Below are 17245 nucleotides of genomic sequence, written 5' to 3' on the forward strand. Positions count from 1 at the left end.
ACAATAATCTCGGGGATAACTCCGGAGTGCGGCCGGCCGTACCGGTGACGGCGACCCGACATGCGTGCAGCCCGTCTCAGGGCCGCCAGCCCCGAAGGAACCCCGTCGAGACACCGCCGACGGCGAGCGCGGAGCCGATGCTGAACGTCCGGACCGCGAACACAGCGGCGGCCGCGTCGGCCTGGGAGGCGACGGTGAGCAGTCCCAGAACGACCCCGAGCAGCACGTCGTAGGCACCCAGACTCGCGGGCACGGGGACGACACTGGCCGCCTGCGGGAATGGGATGACCGCGACGATGGGGAGCAGTGCCACCGGTGTCCCGATGCCACCCAGCGCCACCCAGAGGGCCCCTGCCGTGAGCAGCTGTTCGACGACGCCACCGACCGCGATGAGGGCGACCAGCCCGGGGGCGTCCCGGAACTGTCCCGCGCGCATCCAGAACCGGTCGACGGCGGCCGCCACGTCCTCGCGGTCGTACGGCTCCGCCCGGTACAGCGACGAGACGAACCTGACCGGCGGTGCGAGGAGGACGACGATACCACCGCTCAACCAGGCGTGGGTCGCACCCAGCAAGAGGCCGACGACGACGAGGACCGCGACCGCCCCACCGAGGGTGTAGAGGAGGAACGACGGGGTCGGCCCGAGCATGAGCAGCACGGCGACGAGAACCGTCGAGACGAACAGCTGCGCCCCCGACTTCACGTACTTGGCGACGCCCCGGACGCCCAGTGCCTCGCTGTAGCTCGTCTCCGTCTCGACGGCGAAGAACCGCGCCATGATGGGCTCGGAGGTCACCGGGCCAGCGGGACTGAGCGTGTCGAAGAAGTCACCGGCGAACGCGAACTGGACGCTCTTCCCCGGCGAGAGCCCACCGTTGAGCGGCCGAAGCGAGGCCCAGACGCCGATCCCGTCGGCGGCACCCTCGGCGAGGACCAGCGCGAGCACGAGGACCGCGAACAGGGGGGCGAGCGTCGCGGCCCGGCCGACGACGGTGCCGACACCGACGAACCAGAGATACGCGGCTATCGCTATCGCACCCAGCGTCGCACCGACGAGGAACCGCACGGCGGGGCGCACACCACCGTCTCAGAAGGGCATCTAGTTAAACCCGCCGTCACCCCGCGTCCGGACACTGGTTTTTTCAGGGTACGCTCCACCTCTCGGGTATGCCCGGTCTGGAAACCGCCCGGTGGACGGTGAGAACCGGATGATTCGAGCCCGGTTCCGGATGACCCTCCCGCGGGAGATCTGGATCAGCGAGGTCTCACGGGCGAACCCGCAGGCGACGTACAGACTGCTGACCGCCGCAGCCGTCCAGGGCCGCTCGCTCGAACTCGGCGAGGTCGTCGCCGACGATCCACGGCCTGCCGTCGGGTCGGTCCGGGACCACCCAGACGTGGTCGCGTTCGACCTGCTGTTCGTCGACGACGGACGGGCGCTCTCGCGGTACGAGTCGACGGAGCTGCGGCTCTACGAGTTCCTCGGTGCGTCGTCGCTCCCACCCCTGTTCCCGGTCGTCGTCGAGGACGGCCGGATGACGTTCGACGTCGCCGCCACACGGGACCAGTTCGAGGCCGTCGGGGCCGTCCTCGACGACAGCGAGTTCCAGTACGAACTCCTCTCGGTGGTCCACACCGACGAGTCGGACGACGTCCTCACCGACCGACAGCGCGAGTGCCTCAGGATCGCTCGGCAGGCCGGATACTTCGAGGTGCCACGGCGCTGTACACTCGCCGATGTGGCCGACCGGCTTGACGTCGACAAATCCACCGCCAGCGTCACGCTGCGGCGGGCGACGGAACGGGTCCTCGACCAGTTCCTCGTGGGACCCGAATGACCGTCGAGAAGGAGTCGAGTCGGTCCCCGCAGCGGGTATCAGTCGTTAGCTGTGCTGCTCGATGAGACTGCGCAGCGTGCCCTCGTCCTCGAACCCGACCATCTGCTTGACGGGGTCGCCGTCGGCGAACAGGACCATGGTCGGCACGCCCTGGACGCCGAACTGGGCGGCGAGTTGCTGGTTCGCGTCGACGTCGACCTTCGCGACGGCGGCGTCCGTGGTCTCGGCGATGGACTCGACGACGGGTTCGAGCATCTGGCAGGGGCCGCACCAGTCGGCGTAGAAGTCGACGAGGACGACGTCGTACTCGTCGATGGTCGACGTCAGCTCGTCCGTGCCGTTGACGTACACTGGCTCCGCCGGCCCGACGCCGTCGGCGCTGGCGCTGGCGCTATCGTCATCGGTCTCGTTCTGGAGTTGCTGCTTCTTCTGCTCGCGGATGTCCTCGATGGTACTATCTCCACTCATCACCGGTTGGTTGGGGCTCCTCGAACTTAGGTGTTGTGCTATTTTTGCACAATACAGTCGCGCGGTAAATCGCGCCACCCATCCACAGAATGCCGGAATGCGACGACTATCGCCGACAGCGTGGCTTATCTGCCGTATCGCTGACAGTGCCTTTGTGTACAAAACACGAAATACTATTGCGCTTCGGCACGTATTCTGCAGTATGACCCGTCACATCGCCGTACTCGACGCGTCGCTCGGTGACACGCCCGCCGAACGGAACCTGCGTCGTGAACTTGAGGCCCACGACGACGTCGAGGTCGACGTGTACAAGCTGCCCGACGGGGAGCATCCACCGACCGTCGCGAGCTCGGCGTGGAACTACGATGGCGTCGTGGTCAGCGGCTCCCAGACCTCCGTCTACGAGGACCGCGACTGGATCCACGACGCCACCGTGTGGCTGCGCAACATCCACGCGGCCGGCATCCCCGTACTCGGCATCTGCTGGGGGCATCAGTTCATCGCGCAGGCCCTGGGTGGTCGCGTGGTCGACATGGGCGAGTACGAGCTGGGCTACCGACAGGTGTTCCGTGTGGGCGACGACCCGCTGTTCGAGGGCGTCCCGGAAGCGTTCGTCAGCTTCGAGACGCACTCCGACAGGGTGGCGGAACTCCCGCCCGGGGCGAAGGTCCTCGCACGGAACGACAACGGCGTCCAGGCGTTCAGGGTCGGCAGTGCGTACGGCCTGCAGTTCCACCCGGAGTACGACCGACAGACCGCCACCTGGGTCACCGAGGGGAAGGACCTTCCCGACGAGCGGATCCAGCAGGTCCTCGACGGCATCACCGACGAGTCCGTCGCGGCGGCCGAGGCGGCGACGATGGTCTTCGAGAACTTCCTTGAACTGGCGGGGACCCACCAGCGCGTCGTGGCCCCGGCCACGGGTCCTCGATACTGACTACTCCTCCGTCTCGTCGACCGCTTCGTCCCACGAGTCCGCGCCGAAGAACTCCTGGAGAGCCATCAGCACACCGACGTACGTCCCGAAGGCGACGAGGACGACAGGGACCACGAGCGCGATGACGAGCCCGGCCACCCCGGAACCGCCGAGCACCTGAATCATCGATACCCCAGCTCACCGCGGGCGACTCCATGCACCTGTCGGACCATAGCTGCAGACAACAGTCTTTCCCCAATTAATCTTGTGATATTATCCCACTACTGTCTCGTCGGGAGCTTCCCCCAGGGGGAGTGTATCGGTGAGAAGTGAGCGCACGTCCGAGAATACTACCCTGGCCGACACCACGTACTGATGCTCGCATCATTCACATTCCTGCACAATACTGATTAGCTCCGTCCGCGTAGAGTCACCCATGCGCGCAGTACTCGCAACCGACCTGTCGGACGCCATCGAGACCGCTCTCAGCTCACGGACCTGTCTCGAATGTCTCGAACGGTACGGGATCGACCAGATCGACCTCGTCACCGTCACCAGCCCGAACGTCACCGCCGGGATGCCGGGCAGCGACATCGGCGCTCGCACCAAGCGCGGACTCGAACGACAGCGACGGATGCTCGAAGAGGAGGGGTTCGACGTCCGAACGCACGTGATGCGGGGGACGCCACACCGCCGGATCAACGGTCTCGCCGACCGGGTCAAGGCCGACCTGGTGATCGTGGGATCACGTGGTCAGAGCCCGCTCGAACAGCGGTTCATCGGAGGGACCGCGAAGAACGTGGCCCGCACCGCGAGCCGACCACTGCTCGTCCAGCGCATCCTCGAACACGGCGAGGAGGACCACGAGGTCGCCGCCGAGCACCTCTTCCAGCGCATCCTCTATGCGACCGACTTCTCCGAGAACGCCGAGCGGGCGTTCGACCAGTTCCAGCACCTCAAGCACGCGGCGAAGGAGGTGACGCTGCTCCACGTCGCGCCGCCCGAACGCCGGCCCGGAAGCGACCCCGACGCGGTGGCCGACGCGGAGGCCCGCCTCGACGAACTCGCCGCCGAACTGGGGGAGCTGGGTATCGAGACGCGGACCGTCGTTCGTGAGGGAGCCGCCGTCGAGGAGATTCTCGCCGCCGAGAAGGAGTTCGAGCCCACGACAATCCTGATGGGCTCGCGGGGCCGGAGCCGGATGCGTCGCCTGTTGCTGGGGAGCGTCTCCGAGGACGTCACTGCACGAGCACACTGCAACGTCCTGCTCGTCCCGCCGACCGGCGTGCGCTGAGTCAGAGCTCCTCGGTGATGTGCTCCCAGATAGCGCACCAGTCTTCGACCGCGACGTAGCCCTCCACCTTCGCACAGGCCCCCCAGCCGTCGCCGTTCTCGTCCGGGATGAACTCCGCACAGTTGCCACACGACTGTCCCGGCTGCCCGAGACCGTCCGCGATGGCCTCGACCGACTCCATGAGCTGTACGGCCTCCTGCGTGCGGAGGTCGTTCGGGTCGCGCTCCTCCCCACCCTGTGAGCTGGCTGTCCGGTACTGTTCCGGGACCTGCGCGGTGGGCAACTCCTCCTCGGACAGCCCCTCGGGCACGCTCGGCTCGGGGAGCTCCTCCCAGACGGTACACCAGTCCGCGCCGTCGATGTAGCCCTCGACGGCCACACACGCGCCGAACCCGTCGCCGTTCCGGTCGTGGATGTACTCGTGACAGTTCGCACAGCACCGCCCCGGCTGGTGGGCGTTGTTCTCCAGAGCCTCCTCGTACTCGGAGAACTGGACGTCCGCCTTGGGGAACAGCTCCTCGCTCCCCCGCTGTTCGCCGCCGATGGACCTCGCCGACAGGTAGACGTCAGGGACGGGTCCGTTCTCGAACTCCTCGCGGGAGACACCCTCCGGCAGCTCCTCGTCGTCGTCCTCACCGTCGTCCGTATCGTCGTCCGCATCATCGTCCGTGTCATCGTCCACTATCGTCGTCGTCTCGACGGCGGTGGTGCCGTCCGCGCCGTCCCCGTCACCGCCGAGACAACCGCTCAGGGCCCCGATGCCCGCCGTGGCGACGAGGTAGTGTCGCCGGCTCCACAGGTGGTACCCCGAACCGTCGTCCGGCCGCGAGCGTCGACCCTCCATGCGTGTCCGTCGATGGCTATCACATAAAATTATGAACTACTGATGGCTGGAAACACGGGATTACTCGCAGTCGACCTGTTCGGGTGCCGGACGGGTACCGAAAACGAGACGGAGAATCAGGAGCCTGGACGGGTCGGAGTCGCGGTCAGCCCGATCAGTCGCCGGTCAGCGCGTCCTGGCTGGCGGCGCAGTTGTTCGGGCCGAGTTCGAGCTCGAACGCCTCGTCGTCGTCGGCCGACTGCTGGCCGAGGTTCGTCGCGATGATGTCCTGGTAGTTGGCCGGGCGGGGCGGCATGTCGGCGAGGACGGTCTCGACGAAGTCCTCCTCGTCCATCGTGAGTGCGTCCATGTCCTCGCGGAGCTGGCCGATGGGTGCGGTGTAGGTGCCGTCCTCGGCGGGCTCGGCAGCGTCGCTGAAGTGAGCCCCACCGACGAGTACGTCGTCGTCCAGCGTGAGCACCTTCGTCTGCAGCGAGTCGTAGAGCTGGCGGGCCGCGTCGGGTGCCCCCTCGTCGCCCTCCTCGAGGTCCGGGCGTGCGACGCTCTCGACGAACAGGCCGTCGCCGGTGGCGAGCAGGCTGTCACCGAGCAGGTACGAGGTCATGCCGCTCGTGTGGCCGGGCGTGTGGACGGTCTCGATGGTCGCGTCGCCGACGGCGAACTCGTCGCCGTCCTCGGCGGAGACGAGCTCGTCGATGTAGGTGACGTCGCGCTGGCGCGCTGCTTCCGGGATGACGCCGGTGACGCCCTCCGCGTCGAGCGCACGGACGCCGGAGATGTGGTCGGCGTGGATGTGGGTGTCGAAGGCGTAGGTCAGCTCCGCGTCGAGCTCTGCAGCGTCGTCGAGGTAGCGGTCCGTGAAGGCCCGGAGCGGGTCGACCACGGCGGCCTCGCCGTCGGAGACGAGCAGGTAGCCGAGACAGCCACTCGATGGGCGCTGGTACTGGTAGAGCGTTCCGGGTCCGTCGTACCGGCTGACCTCGACACGCTCGTAGATCCGGGCCCAGCCGTTCATCCCCTCGTCCAGGTGGACGACGTCACGGCCGTTCTCGGCGAGCTTGCTGGCGACGTACGCGCTGGCACCGCCCTTCGCACAGAGGACGACGAGCGGCTCGCCCTCGGGAACCTGTTCGAGGATGTCCTCGTCGACCTCGTCCTCGAGGAAGTGGAAGTAGGGGACGTTGGCGATCTCGACGTTCTCATCGTCGATGTGCCACTCCTCGAAGTCCCCGTTCATGCGGGCGTCGAGGATGGTGACGTCCTCGCCGGCGTCGATCTGTGCCTTCAGTTCGCTCGGTTCGATCTCGTCGACCTCGACAGCGGGTGTCGGGAAGTCGTCTGCATCCATGTTACACTCCACGGTTGGGGACTGGAGACCTTATATCTTGTGAATACTGTGCAATACAGTGAATCTTGTTGTACAGGGAATCACGTTAAAATGCACTGAAAGGGCGGTTTAGACGCAACTACGGGAGATTCTGCCGAACGTAGAATTGCAAAATTAGAGCAATACAGGCTGTGTTCGTCAGTCGCCGGCCGGTGCCGCAGAGGTGGACTCGGAGCCCTCCTTACGCAGCTCGTAGATGGCGCTGTAGACCACCGCGCCACTCACCAGGAGTGCCGCACCGAGGATGATGATCAGGCTGACGGTGTCGAGGATGGGCATCTGGAGGACCCCACCGATCTCGCGGACTGCGACCGCGATGGCACCGAGCAGCAGCATGACACCGAAGTACACCTTGATGTCGTCCTCGTTGACGAGACTCGTCGCAGCGGCACCGAGGCGTGCACCCAGTGCACTACCGGCGAGCAGCGGGACGACGATGCTCAGGTCGACCGCACCGGACTGCGCGTAGAGGAAGCTCCCGAGACCGCCGGAGAAGACGATCTCGAACAGGTCCGTCCCGACCGCGACGGGGACCGGGACCCCGATGAGGTAGAACAGCGCGGGCATGCGGATGAACCCGCCACCCACGCCGAGGAACCCGGAGAGCAAGCCCGTCGCGAACGCGACGACGAGGATGAGCCAGAGTGAGACCCTGACCCCGCCCCGGAGCTTCATCATCGGTGGCACCCGGTAGGACTGGATCTTCTTCGCGATATCGGGGATGTCATCCCCGTCGATCTCACCATCGGCGTCGTGGTCGACACCACCGCCACCGCCTCCCTTCAGCGCCTCGCGCGTGACGAACATACCGATGCCACCGAGGAGGAAGACGTAGGCGACGCTGACGACCGTGCCAGCGAGCCCGATGTGCTGCAGGTACTCGAGCCCGAGCTTCCCGACCTCGATGCCGGCCGTCGTCCCGGCGATCATCAGGATGCCGAGCTTGTAGTCGACCTGGCCGAGGTCACGGTGTTTCAACGTCGCGATGACGGATGTCCCGAACACGAACGCCAGGCCGGAGCCGACCGCGACGTTCGGCTCGTACCCCATCACCAGCAGCGCGGGCGTGACGAGGAACGACCCGCCCATCCCGAAGAAGCCGAACAGGATGCCGATGAGCAGGCCGAACCCGGTGAACAGCGCGAGCAGGTCCACGCCCACCCCCATCAGCTCCATCATTGGTCAGAACCCCCGGCGGGCGCCGAACAGCGGCGTAGCAGTAGTTCTGCGAGCTTGCACTCCCCCGTGAGGACGCGCCGGACCGCGCCGCCGACCAGGGACTCGAGTGCCCCGTAGCCGACGTAGAGCGCGAGTGCCTCGAAGAGGACGATACCGACCAGTGCTGCTGCGAGTGCGTTACCGCTCAGAGATTCAATACCTAGCATCTCTACTCACCCATGCGACCGGTCTTGTGTGGATATTGGAATTCTGCACGGTAGGACGTAATCGAGGAGGGTAGATAACGGTTTTGGGATTACCGCACAATACTATATCGCCATAACCGACTCATACCAATGCATAAGTTACGAGTAGCTACAAGTGGCAGTGGACGTATATTTCAGGCGAGAGCGCCCCGAGCCTCCCCGCGGCGACAGTCACCCAACAGCACTACGAGTCGAGGACCGTGGCCAGCGCGTCCATCACCCTGTCGACCTTCGCCTCCTCGGCGTTGTAGCCCATGTGTCCGACCCGAAGGATATCGTCTGCCAGGTCGCCGAGACCGGGCGAGAGCACGATGTCATGCTCGGTCGCGAGCTCCTGCTGGACCGCCTTGGCCCGTCCAGGAAGGTGCAACGCGGTGACCGTCGGCGCGCTGCGCTCCGCGTCCGGGTAGAGGTCGAGGCCCAGCTCGCTCGCGCGCTCGCGACAGTGTGCAGAGACCCGGTCGTGACGCTCGTAGGCGGCTTCGAGTCCCTCGTCGAGCAGCATCGTGAGCGACTCGTCGAGTGCGGCGACGTTCGCCACCAGATGCGTGTACGGGAACATCTCGCTCGTGTCGCGCCAGGGCAACAGGTTCGTATACAGCGAGTCCGGGTCTCGCTCCGTCGCGACCTCCCACGCACGGTCGCTGACCGCGACGGTCGTCAGCCCCGGTGGGGAGCTGAACGCCTTCTGGGAGGCACCGAGGGTGATGTCGATGTGCTCGCTCGGCACCGGCGAGCCACCCAGCGAGGAGACGGCGTCGACCACCGAGAGGACGTCGTGCTCGTCGAGCAGTTCGAGCACCGGTTCGACGTCGTTGAGCGTCCCCGTCGGGGTCTCGCAGTGCACCATCGTCGCGAGCTCGTACTCGCCCGCGGCGAGTTCGGCCTCGATGCCCTCGATGTCCAGCGGCTCGGTGTACTCTGTGCTGACGAGCGTCGGGTCCCCGCCGTAGCTCTCCACGAAATCCGCGAACCCGTCGCCGTACAGCCCGTTCGAGACGCACAGCACGTCGTCACCGGGCGCGACGGTCGACGCGATGGCGGCCTCCAGCCCGAGGATTCCCTCGCCGCCCATGACGATCACGTCGTCGTCGGTATCGTAGACGCGCTGGAGCTTCTCGCAGACGTCTTCGTACAGTTCGAAGAACTCGTCCTCGACGTCCGGGTTCGGCATCGGGTCGCTCATCCGCTCGCGCACCCGCGGCGGAACCGCCGTCGGGCCGGGTGTCATCTGCATTGGTCGACGTTTCGTGCGCCGGGGCTTAGCCGTGGGGGTCCCCGAGTGTGTGATCCCGGCCGCGTACGACGGGAAGGCACAAGGGCGCACCCCACGCACGGACAGCCATGAGCAAGCTCTCGCCCGAAACCCTCGAACGATACATCTTCTCGCGCACCGGCGCACCGAACGAGGACCTCCTCGCGGGGCCCGGCTACGGGGAGGACGCAGCCGCCATCGCGATGGATGGCTCGACGATGGTCGTCAGCACCGACCCCATCTCGCTAGCTGCCGAACGGATCGGCACCCTCGGCGTCGCCATCGCGAGCAACGACGTCGCCGCCTGCGGGGGGCGACCCGAGTGGCTGGTCGCCACCATCTTCCTGCCAACGGCGGACGAGCGGCTCCTCGACCAGGTGACCGGCCAGCTCGATGCCGAGGCGCGACGGCTCGGCATCTCCATCGTCGGTGGCCACACGGAGACGCTCGCAGCGCTCGACAGACCACTACTGTCACTCACCTGTATGGGTCCTGCCGACCGCTACGTCCCGACCAGCGGCGCAGACCCCGGTGACGCGGTCCTCCTCACGAAGGGAGGCGGCATCGAGGCGACCGCCGTGCTCGCGACCGACTTCCGCGACGAACTCGAGGACGCCGGCGTCGACCCGGAGACCATCGAGAGTGCCGCGGGCTTCTTTGACGACATCAGCGTTCTCCCCGAGGCGGCAGTGCTGGCCCCGACCGCGACCGCCATGCACGACCCCACAGAGGGGGGCGTGCTCAACGGTCTCGTCGAGCTGGCCTGTGCCTCCGAGGTCCGGGTCCACCTGGACCGCGGGGATGTCCCTCTGAGAGCCGAGACGACGGTCTGCTGTGCCGCGATGGATGTCGACCCCCTCCGCGTGCTCGGGTCGGGCGCGATGCTCGCGACCATCCCCCGTGACGACGTGGCGTCGGTCCTCTCGGCACTCGAAGACGAGGACATCGAGGCGACGGTCATCGCGACAGTCGACGATGCCGCCGGCGATGGGGAGGTCGGCGTCAGCTTCGACAGCGACCACTACGTCGGCAGTGTCGACGACGACATGTACGAACTCTGGGAGTGACCACCGCCGACCAGTACCGGCCGGGGAACTGGTTCCGCCGACTCGGGGAACAGCCTCTGCCGACTGATGACGTGGCTCGCGCACGCGCGAGACCAGCACTGCGGGTACCGCTTCTCCAGGGCCTTCGTCGGGCCGTCCCCGAGTAGGGAACGCGGCTGTTGGCCCCGCCAGCCACCAGGGTTGAAAATCGAAGTTTTCGAACGGTTAATACAAGACGAATAGACAAAATTAGTTCCTTTTGGCTGTTCTTTTTTCAATAACCAGAAACCGGTTCCACAAGAGTTACTTTTTGCCTCTGGTAAGGTCAGGTATCGATGTGCGTATCCGTGCTCACGGTGGCGTCCGAGGCCTGTATCACGCTGTACACCTTACCGGTCATCGGTGTCGAACTGGGGCGGACGCAGATCACCGCTATCGGTGTCGTCCTGATCGGGCTGCTCCTCCTGGGGTCGGGGTTCTTCTCCTCCTCCGAGATCGCACTGTTCTCCCTGCCGGCCCACCAGATCGACGCGATGGTCGAGGAGGGGAAACGTGGTGCACGGGCAGTCAAGTCCCTCAAGGAGGACCCCCACCGCCTGCTCGTGACTATCCTGGTCGGGAACAACATGGTCAACATCACGATGTCCTCTATCTCGACCACCCTCGTCGGCTTCTACTTCGACGCCGGCACGGCCGTCATCGTGTCGTCGCTCGGGATCACGTCGATGGTCCTGATATTCGGCGAGAGCGCACCCAAGTCCTACGCTGTCGAGAACACGGAACTGCACGCTCGGCGCGTCGCACGAGGCCTGAAGGTCGTCGAGAAGGTGCTGTGGCCGCTCATCACCATCTTCTACTACCTGACGTCGGTGGTGAACAAGGTGACCGGCGGTAGCCCGTCCATCGAGTCGACGTACGTCACCCGCGACGAGATCCGGAACATGATCAAGACGGGCGAACGTGAGGGCATCCTCAACGAGGAGGAGCGACAGATGCTCCAGCGCACGCTGCGATTCACGGACGCCTCGGCCAAGGAGGTGATGACCCCCCGGCTCGACATGGCATCCATCACCACGGACGCGACCGTCGACGAGGCCATCAAGAAGTGCATCCAGTCCGGCCACGCCCGGCTGCCGGTCTACGAGGACTCACTCGACAACGTGGTCGGTATCTTCGACATCCGAGACCTGGAGGATTCCACCTACGACGCGGCCGGGGACTTCGAGGTCGCGGACGTAGTGAACCCGACGCTCCACGTTCCCGAGTCGAAGAACGTCGACGAGCTCCTGTCGGAGATGCGCGAGAACCGGATGCACATGGTCATCGTCATCGACGAGTTCGGAGCCACCCAGGGCCTCATCACGATGGAGGACGTCCTCGAGGAGATCGTCGGTGAGATACTGGTCGGTGGCGAGGAGCTCCCGGTCGAGTTCGTCGACGACGACACGGTCCTGGTGAATGGGTCGGTCAACATCGACGAGGTCAACGAGGCCCTCGACATCGTACTGCCGGAGGGCGAGGAGTTCGAGACCATCGCGGGCTTCATCTTCAACCGCGCCGGTCGCCTCGTCGAGCAGGGTGAGGCGTTCGACTACGAGAACGTGTCGCTGCGGGCCGAACAGGTGGAGAACACCCGCATCCAGAAGGTCCGGGTGAGCGTCGACCGCGACAGCACCGAAGAGGCCGACGACGAAGACGCAGCGCTCGGCGAGGGCGACACCGACTGACCTGCGGCATCTGCACAACTGTTTCTCTGGACGTCGACGACCCATCCGACACGCCGAGACCGTCCCGTGACGGAACCCAGGACAGCGGGAGTGGTCGATGGGGCCCGGGGGCACCTAATTCAGGACCAGTTCCCGACGTTGGAGGTGAAAACCATTAGGAAGCCAACGAACGTATCCATCCGTGTCGAGTCATGTACGATACCATACTCCTCCCGTTCGACGGCAGCGACGATGTGGCCGGAGTCCTCCATCACGCAAGCGAGATCGCACACTGGGCCGACGCCACCATCCACCTGCTCTACGTCGCCGACACGACCCGTGACAGCGTCACGGTCATCGAAGGCCGAACCGTCGACGCGCTCGAAAGCAAGGGCGAAGACATCGTCGCGGAGGGCGCGAAGACCCTGGAGACACTCGGCGTGTCGTACGAGACCGATATCGTCCAGGGGAACCCGGCTCCGACCATCGTCGACTACGCCGAACGGTACGGCCACGACCTCATCGTGATGCCGACCCACGGACGCGAGGGGCTCGCTCGGTACCTCGTCGGCAGTGTGTCCGAGAAGGTCGTCCGACTCTCCTCGGTTCCCGTTCTCTCGGTCCGCATGCAACCCGACGAGACGCTCGAATTCCCCTACGAGAACGTCCTCGTCCCGACCGACGGGAGTTCCACCGCGACGCATGCCGCCGACCATCTCGTCGACCTCGCGGCGTCGCTCGATGCGACACTCCACGTCCTCTCAGTCGTGGACGACTCCGCACTCGGACTCGACGTCCGCTCGTCGGTTTCCGGGAAGGAGAGCGAACAGGAAGCGAGCGAGGCGATCGAGACCATCGTCTCCATGGCCGAATCACGGGGAGTGACTGATATCGTCAGCCACGTCGAACACGGGCAGCCCGACGAGCGCATCCTCGACTGCATCGAATCGAACGACGTACAGCTCGTCGGGATGGGGACGACCGGACGACGTGGCACGGACCGTATCCTGCTCGGCAGTGTCGCCGAGAAGACCGTGCGCTCGGCACCGGTCCCCGTGATGACCGTCGCAGAACCGGAGTGAGACCGTCCCGCGCAGTATCTGAGAAGCCCGAGGTGCTGGCACTACTCGCTCCCTCTGTGGTTTCTGGACTCGTCGCGTTGGAGAGCCTCAGCCGTCACGTCCCCAGTACCGGGCTGACCAGTTTGATATCGCGATATGTAGTTTATATACGCTCTTCAGACCAGATATCTGCAGTTAGAACCCGCAGAGAGGGAGAATTCCGGATTCCAGACGCACATACCGGTTGAGCATGATTAGTATAGTAATCACGACCACTTTGAAGTACCCCGACGCTGTCGGTGAAGCACGAATGCTGCAACCGCCTCACGACGGCGCTTCCCCTGGGGTAGAGGCACCGAGACCGGGCCCGCAGGACGGTGGAGGGCCGGTTGATGCCTGATCGAGCGCTTTCGACGCCGCTTGACGACAGCTTCGAACGCTACCTCCAGGACAAGGGGAAAGGCCGCGGTGGCGACGGCGGGAACTACCGACGTAACGCTGCACGCGAGCTCGAGCGGTTCGCCGAGTGGGCCGCCGGCGACCGCGGCGACGACTGAACCAGGGTCATCCCCGACGACGTTGGGCGGGAGCCAACCTTCGACAATCCCGACGAAAGCGTCTTCCGGAAGTACGCCCGACATATCGGTGAAGATTTGGGGGACTCAAGTAGAACACGGTACAAACCTATTACCTTGCTCCATACGGTGGACGACGTGGAATGGGTGAGGTGCTTGTCCGTGCGTTCGGCTACACCGTCGCTGCTCGTTACTTGGATAACTCCGAGGAAATGGTGAGAGAGCGTTATTCACATATAGAGGCTGGTGAACTTGGTGATGTCGCAACTGAGGCACTAGAAGAGATTGATAGTCTCACATAAAGAGGTGCTTCCTCTGATGGGCGACATTGCTGCGTCAGCACTAGGTTTATACCGCTTGACGGATTTCCTTCCAATATGAGCCTCGAAGAGACGGTTGACTACCTCGCCGAGGAACTCGACCTCGAGCGAAGTGAACACGTTCGCGAGGTCGGACAGTCGGTCGCCGAGCTTCGCGACTGATCAGCACATTTCTCTGAAATCCCGTTCGACAAGTCCGTCCTCCAGATACGTGATGAATTCGTGTTTCGCTGGCCCTTGCTGGGCGAGCAAATCATCCCGTTCTGCACGTTGGAGGACTGCCTGAGCGAAGTTTGTACAGTGTGATTCGTACTGCTCAGCGTACTCTGAGAGGGCGTCTCGCCAGTGCATATCCAGCTCGAATTCGGCTAATCGAATTTGGATCCCATCTTTCCGTTCGACGAGATCAATATCGAGCTCCTCGAGTTTCTTGAATCGGAGATTGTTCCGGCGGACGGTGATGATGCGCTTGGAATCGACGATGTAGGGATCGACCCACTCGCGCCAGGTATCATCGTCGACGTGAGTCCGTGGCATCGAAAAATCCGAATCTACACTCTCAATACAGAATTGCAGCATCGCGATGCCGGTTCGGTGATTCGCGTTCGGAAGGGAATGCCGGAGGATCAAATTCGACATCACTTCGCCGGCGACTTCAGGGACTGATGCTCCCCACGAGACGTGATCGAGTGCTTGTTGAATCTTCTGCGGTTCGAACTCCTTGTAGAGCCGGAACTCATCCGCTTCGCGAACATCGACAGCGGCCTCAAGCAATTCCACCAGTCGGAATGCTACAACTTGCCCAGCACGAGGGAGGTCATGAATACGATCACTCAACCACTCCCTGTCGAAGTCAATATCTTGGGCAGCTTCGACCTCCGTATCGCCCTCATAGAGTACATAGACTGGTGTTTCAAAAGGGTATCCGATTAGTTTTGTCGGCTCGTCGGACTGCTCTCGTTGAGAACGAATATCTGCCAGTGCCGCCGAGCTAAATTTGAGGGAGAAATTTTCGGCTTGTGGATGATGATAGAAGACCAGCCGGGCCATTTCACTCTATCTTCGCAGGGGATCGGTAACGCAGTCCTGCTTCCTCTGTCGTGAGCTACTGACCTGACTCTACGATGTCGTGCGTACTTGTTCATCCCCCAAGGCCTCTACCGCGATTGGTAATGCGGAATCCCTCATATTAACCAACAAATCGCAAGGAGTCCACTGTTGTTGGTTAACTCTGTGAGAGATGGTGGCTGTACACGTAACACTAGAGAATACAAGTATAAATGCAGGAAAGTAAATTTGGAATGAAGGTGGAAGAACCACGATGCTACTCGAAACAGTACTGAAAATCGGTGTTTACTTGGTGGCCTGCGGCGTCGCCTGGTTACTTCACGAGTCTGCCCACTACGCTGTCCACAGTCTCTACGCAGAATCGGTCTCGTTCGGCATGAATATTCGGGGGCCATATGTCGAAGCTATCTACGAAACAAGTGCTCCCCTGCTCGCGGTTCGAGTAGCATCGGTCGCGCCGACTCTTATCTACACCCCACTCGTCGCCCTCGGCATCGCTGGTTATCTTTCGATGTATCCGCTTCCCCAGCTGGATCCGGTCGAATGGTCGCTCGTCACTGTTCCAATAATGATACTGGTCTTGCCTACTGGTACAGATATCCGAGGTTCTCTGATTGAATTGCAATAGCTACTCCTAGAACAATTCGAACTTCAAACGAAGATTACGGCTTGATATCGCAGGCGGGAACGGTCAGAATTCGGGTTCCCCTACGTCGACAACTGGGCAGTTTGGGATGTGCTGAGGATAGTCTGCAATCGGAGCAATGCACCACTCGCAACGTCAACGCTGCTCCATCGCGGCCTCTTTCGAAAGAACCTGCTGGCAGTGGACACACTGGTCCTTCTCTCGGGGCGTCCGTTGATGAAAGCGGGGACATTCGACAGGTGCTGTCGGGGTGGATTCATCTACGTCCTCTGTCTCGACCCCGTGGATACGTGCAACTTCTCGGTTGGTGTCCGCAGCGAAGACTGAAACGTATCGTGAGGCGATGTCACTGCCACGTTTCCAGCCGTGATGATCCTCAAGATGGGCTTGGTTCATTCCCTCGGAGGCCAAGTAGGAAGCACTGCTCTTACGGAAGTTGGTGAACGTAACGGGTTTATCCACACCAGCCCGCTCTGCTGCATCCTTCACAGTCGCCAAGAGAGTCTGGTACGAAGGCTCTACTGCCTCTGATAACTTACTCCAGAGAGGATCATCCCCATTGTTTCCGGGATGGTCATTGAGCCAGCGTTGAAGGAATGGGACACTCGGGACCAGTCCAATCGTTCGCTGCCCCGTCTTTCCCTGAACTGTAATCTGGTACCCGTGTGTGTAGTCGGTGATGTCACCCAGGGTCAAACTCCGGAGTTCGCCTGATCGAGGTCCTGCATCCCATGCGATTGCTATGAGTGCAGCGTCGCGATAGTTCCGGGTTGCGTCGATCATCGGGAGCACATCGTCTTCCCACGTCAGCATATCCCCTGGCTATGGCGCGGGGTCGTACGTACTCGGCGTACTTGATGGAATCCACTCCATCGACTCTGGTGGATCATTGCCATTTGCATCCGTTGCACGACGTCCGAACTGCTTCAGCGCGACCCTGTAGTCTCGATTCGTCTCTGGATTGTCGTAGTTGCGGTGAATCCAGCGGACGATCTTCTTTGCGGCTTCTTCGTCATTCAAAGCGTCCGCGAGACTGCCAGCGTGTTCCGCCATTCGGATGTTGTGCCGGAGTAGTTTCACGTGGCGCTGATCACCGACCTGGCTGGGAATCAAAAACAGTTCGTCAGAGAACTCGAGGAGCGTTTCGCGGTCTTGAGGACTTCCTCCTCGCTCCCCGTTCTTGAGCTGTTCTCGCATCTGTTCGAGTTCTCGCTCGCTATTGTTTGTCATGGATTCACTCGTCGGTGGTTCGTTCGAGTCTCTTGTCCCGAGACACACCCGCTCTGTAATAATAGATAATACATATAGTTTAATGTAGTAAGACTACAAAAAATATTGTTGTGGACTGCAGTCAGACACTCAGAATTGGAGAACTAGTGTTAGGGAAATGGAAGCTC

17 protein-coding genes and 2 pseudogenes are annotated in these 17245 nt (G+C 63.0%); 8 read left to right on the top strand and 11 right to left on the bottom strand.

The window, feature by feature from the left end; genetic code table 11:
- Nucleotides 1-76: 76 nt before the first annotated feature.
- On the bottom strand, nucleotides 77-1078 hold the full coding sequence (locus NOW55_RS17750; RefSeq protein ID WP_256401464.1) for a lysylphosphatidylglycerol synthase domain-containing protein: 1002 nt from the start codon (nucleotides 1076-1078) through the stop codon (nucleotides 77-79).
- Nucleotides 1079-1208: 130 nt separating this feature from the next.
- On the opposite strand from NOW55_RS17750, the gene NOW55_RS17755 reads away from it, so the two are divergent.
- Complete coding sequence (locus NOW55_RS17755; protein WP_256401465.1) at nucleotides 1209-1838, top strand: helix-turn-helix domain-containing protein; 630 nt, start codon at nucleotides 1209-1211, stop codon at nucleotides 1836-1838.
- Between the two features lie 45 nt (nucleotides 1839-1883).
- Here the strand turns inward: NOW55_RS17755 and trxA are convergent, their stop codons facing one another.
- Nucleotides 1884-2306 (bottom strand): thioredoxin, encoded by a 423-nt coding sequence (gene trxA, locus NOW55_RS17760; RefSeq protein WP_256401466.1) that lies wholly within the window; start codon nucleotides 2304-2306, stop codon nucleotides 1884-1886.
- Between the two features lie 202 nt (nucleotides 2307-2508).
- Here trxA and NOW55_RS17765 point away from each other — a divergent pair, with 202 nt between their 5' ends.
- Entirely contained in the window at nucleotides 2509-3243 is a 735-nt protein-coding gene (locus NOW55_RS17765; RefSeq protein WP_256401467.1) for a type 1 glutamine amidotransferase, read from the top strand.
- Here NOW55_RS17765 and NOW55_RS17770 read toward each other — a convergent pair whose 3' ends face one another.
- The gene (locus NOW55_RS17770; protein WP_256401468.1) at nucleotides 3244-3408 is read right to left on the bottom strand and encodes a hypothetical protein; all 165 of its coding nucleotides are present in this window, start codon (nucleotides 3406-3408) and stop codon (nucleotides 3244-3246) included.
- A gap of 250 nt (nucleotides 3409-3658) precedes the next feature.
- On the opposite strand from NOW55_RS17770, the gene NOW55_RS17775 reads away from it, so the two are divergent.
- A complete protein-coding gene (locus NOW55_RS17775; RefSeq protein ID WP_256401469.1) occupies nucleotides 3659-4516 on the top strand; it encodes a universal stress protein in 858 nt (285 codons plus the stop codon).
- Nucleotide 4517: 1 nt separating this feature from the next.
- Here NOW55_RS17775 and NOW55_RS17780 read toward each other — a convergent pair whose 3' ends face one another.
- The 5 genes and pseudogenes from NOW55_RS17780 to NOW55_RS17800 all read right to left on the bottom strand — a co-directional run bounded on the left by NOW55_RS17780 (nucleotide 4518) and on the right by NOW55_RS17800 (nucleotide 9408).
- On the bottom strand, nucleotides 4518-5360 hold the full coding sequence (locus NOW55_RS17780) for a high-potential iron-sulfur protein (RefSeq protein ID WP_256401470.1): 843 nt from the start codon (nucleotides 5358-5360) through the stop codon (nucleotides 4518-4520).
- 154 nt (nucleotides 5361-5514) lie between these two features.
- Entirely contained in the window at nucleotides 5515-6708 is a 1194-nt protein-coding gene (locus tag NOW55_RS17785) for an MBL fold metallo-hydrolase (protein ID WP_256401471.1), read from the bottom strand.
- Nucleotides 6709-6885: 177 nt separating this feature from the next.
- Complete coding sequence (locus tag NOW55_RS17790) at nucleotides 6886-7926, bottom strand: sulfite exporter TauE/SafE family protein (RefSeq protein ID WP_390293797.1); 1041 nt, start codon at nucleotides 7924-7926, stop codon at nucleotides 6886-6888.
- Nucleotides 7927-7985: 59 nt separating this feature from the next.
- Nucleotides 7986-8132, bottom strand: a pseudogene (locus tag NOW55_RS17795) (DUF7512 family protein); the annotation flags it as partial.
- Between the two features lie 223 nt (nucleotides 8133-8355).
- On the bottom strand, nucleotides 8356-9408 hold the full coding sequence (locus NOW55_RS17800) for a pyridoxal-phosphate-dependent aminotransferase family protein (protein WP_256401472.1): 1053 nt from the start codon (nucleotides 9406-9408) through the stop codon (nucleotides 8356-8358).
- A 107-nt stretch (nucleotides 9409-9515) separates the two neighbouring features.
- Between NOW55_RS17800 and NOW55_RS17805 the strand changes: the two genes are divergently transcribed.
- The 4 genes and pseudogenes from NOW55_RS17805 to NOW55_RS20965 form a co-directional block, all read left to right on the top strand.
- Nucleotides 9516-10493 carry an AIR synthase family protein gene (locus NOW55_RS17805; RefSeq protein WP_256401473.1) on the top strand — a complete coding sequence of 326 codons (978 nt, stop codon included), beginning with the start codon at nucleotides 9516-9518 and terminating at the stop codon, nucleotides 10491-10493.
- A gap of 314 nt (nucleotides 10494-10807) precedes the next feature.
- Nucleotides 10808-12199 carry a hemolysin family protein gene (locus NOW55_RS17810; RefSeq protein ID WP_256401474.1) on the top strand — a complete coding sequence of 464 codons (1392 nt, stop codon included), beginning with the start codon at nucleotides 10808-10810 and terminating at the stop codon, nucleotides 12197-12199.
- 191 nt (nucleotides 12200-12390) lie between these two features.
- Nucleotides 12391-13260, top strand: a complete 870-nt coding sequence (locus tag NOW55_RS17815) for a universal stress protein (RefSeq protein WP_256401475.1) — start codon at nucleotides 12391-12393, stop codon at nucleotides 13258-13260.
- 371 nt (nucleotides 13261-13631) lie between these two features.
- A pseudogene (locus tag NOW55_RS20965) lies at nucleotides 13632-13930 on the top strand (site-specific integrase); the annotation flags it as partial.
- A 366-nt stretch (nucleotides 13931-14296) separates the two neighbouring features.
- Here the strand turns inward: NOW55_RS20965 and NOW55_RS17825 are convergent.
- Nucleotides 14297-15184 (bottom strand): DUF8172 family protein, encoded by an 888-nt coding sequence (locus NOW55_RS17825; protein WP_256401476.1) that lies wholly within the window; start codon nucleotides 15182-15184, stop codon nucleotides 14297-14299.
- A 271-nt stretch (nucleotides 15185-15455) separates the two neighbouring features.
- Between NOW55_RS17825 and NOW55_RS17830 the strand changes: the two genes are divergently transcribed.
- Nucleotides 15456-15830: a hypothetical protein gene (locus tag NOW55_RS17830; RefSeq protein WP_256401477.1), complete on the top strand. Its 375-nt coding sequence runs from the start codon at nucleotides 15456-15458 to the stop codon at nucleotides 15828-15830.
- A 153-nt stretch (nucleotides 15831-15983) separates the two neighbouring features.
- Here the strand turns inward: NOW55_RS17830 and NOW55_RS17835 are convergent, their stop codons facing one another.
- Nucleotides 15984-16661 (bottom strand): tyrosine-type recombinase/integrase, encoded by a 678-nt coding sequence (locus NOW55_RS17835; RefSeq protein ID WP_256401478.1) that lies wholly within the window; start codon nucleotides 16659-16661, stop codon nucleotides 15984-15986.
- Between the two features lie 9 nt (nucleotides 16662-16670).
- Nucleotides 16671-17078 carry a hypothetical protein gene (locus NOW55_RS17840; protein WP_256401479.1) on the bottom strand — a complete coding sequence of 136 codons (408 nt, stop codon included), beginning with the start codon at nucleotides 17076-17078 and terminating at the stop codon, nucleotides 16671-16673.
- Nucleotides 17079-17245 lie beyond the last annotated feature (167 nt).

This window comes from Haloarchaeobius litoreus, assembly GCF_024495425.1.
GTDB lineage: Archaea > Halobacteriota > Halobacteria > Halobacteriales > Natrialbaceae > Haloarchaeobius > Haloarchaeobius litoreus.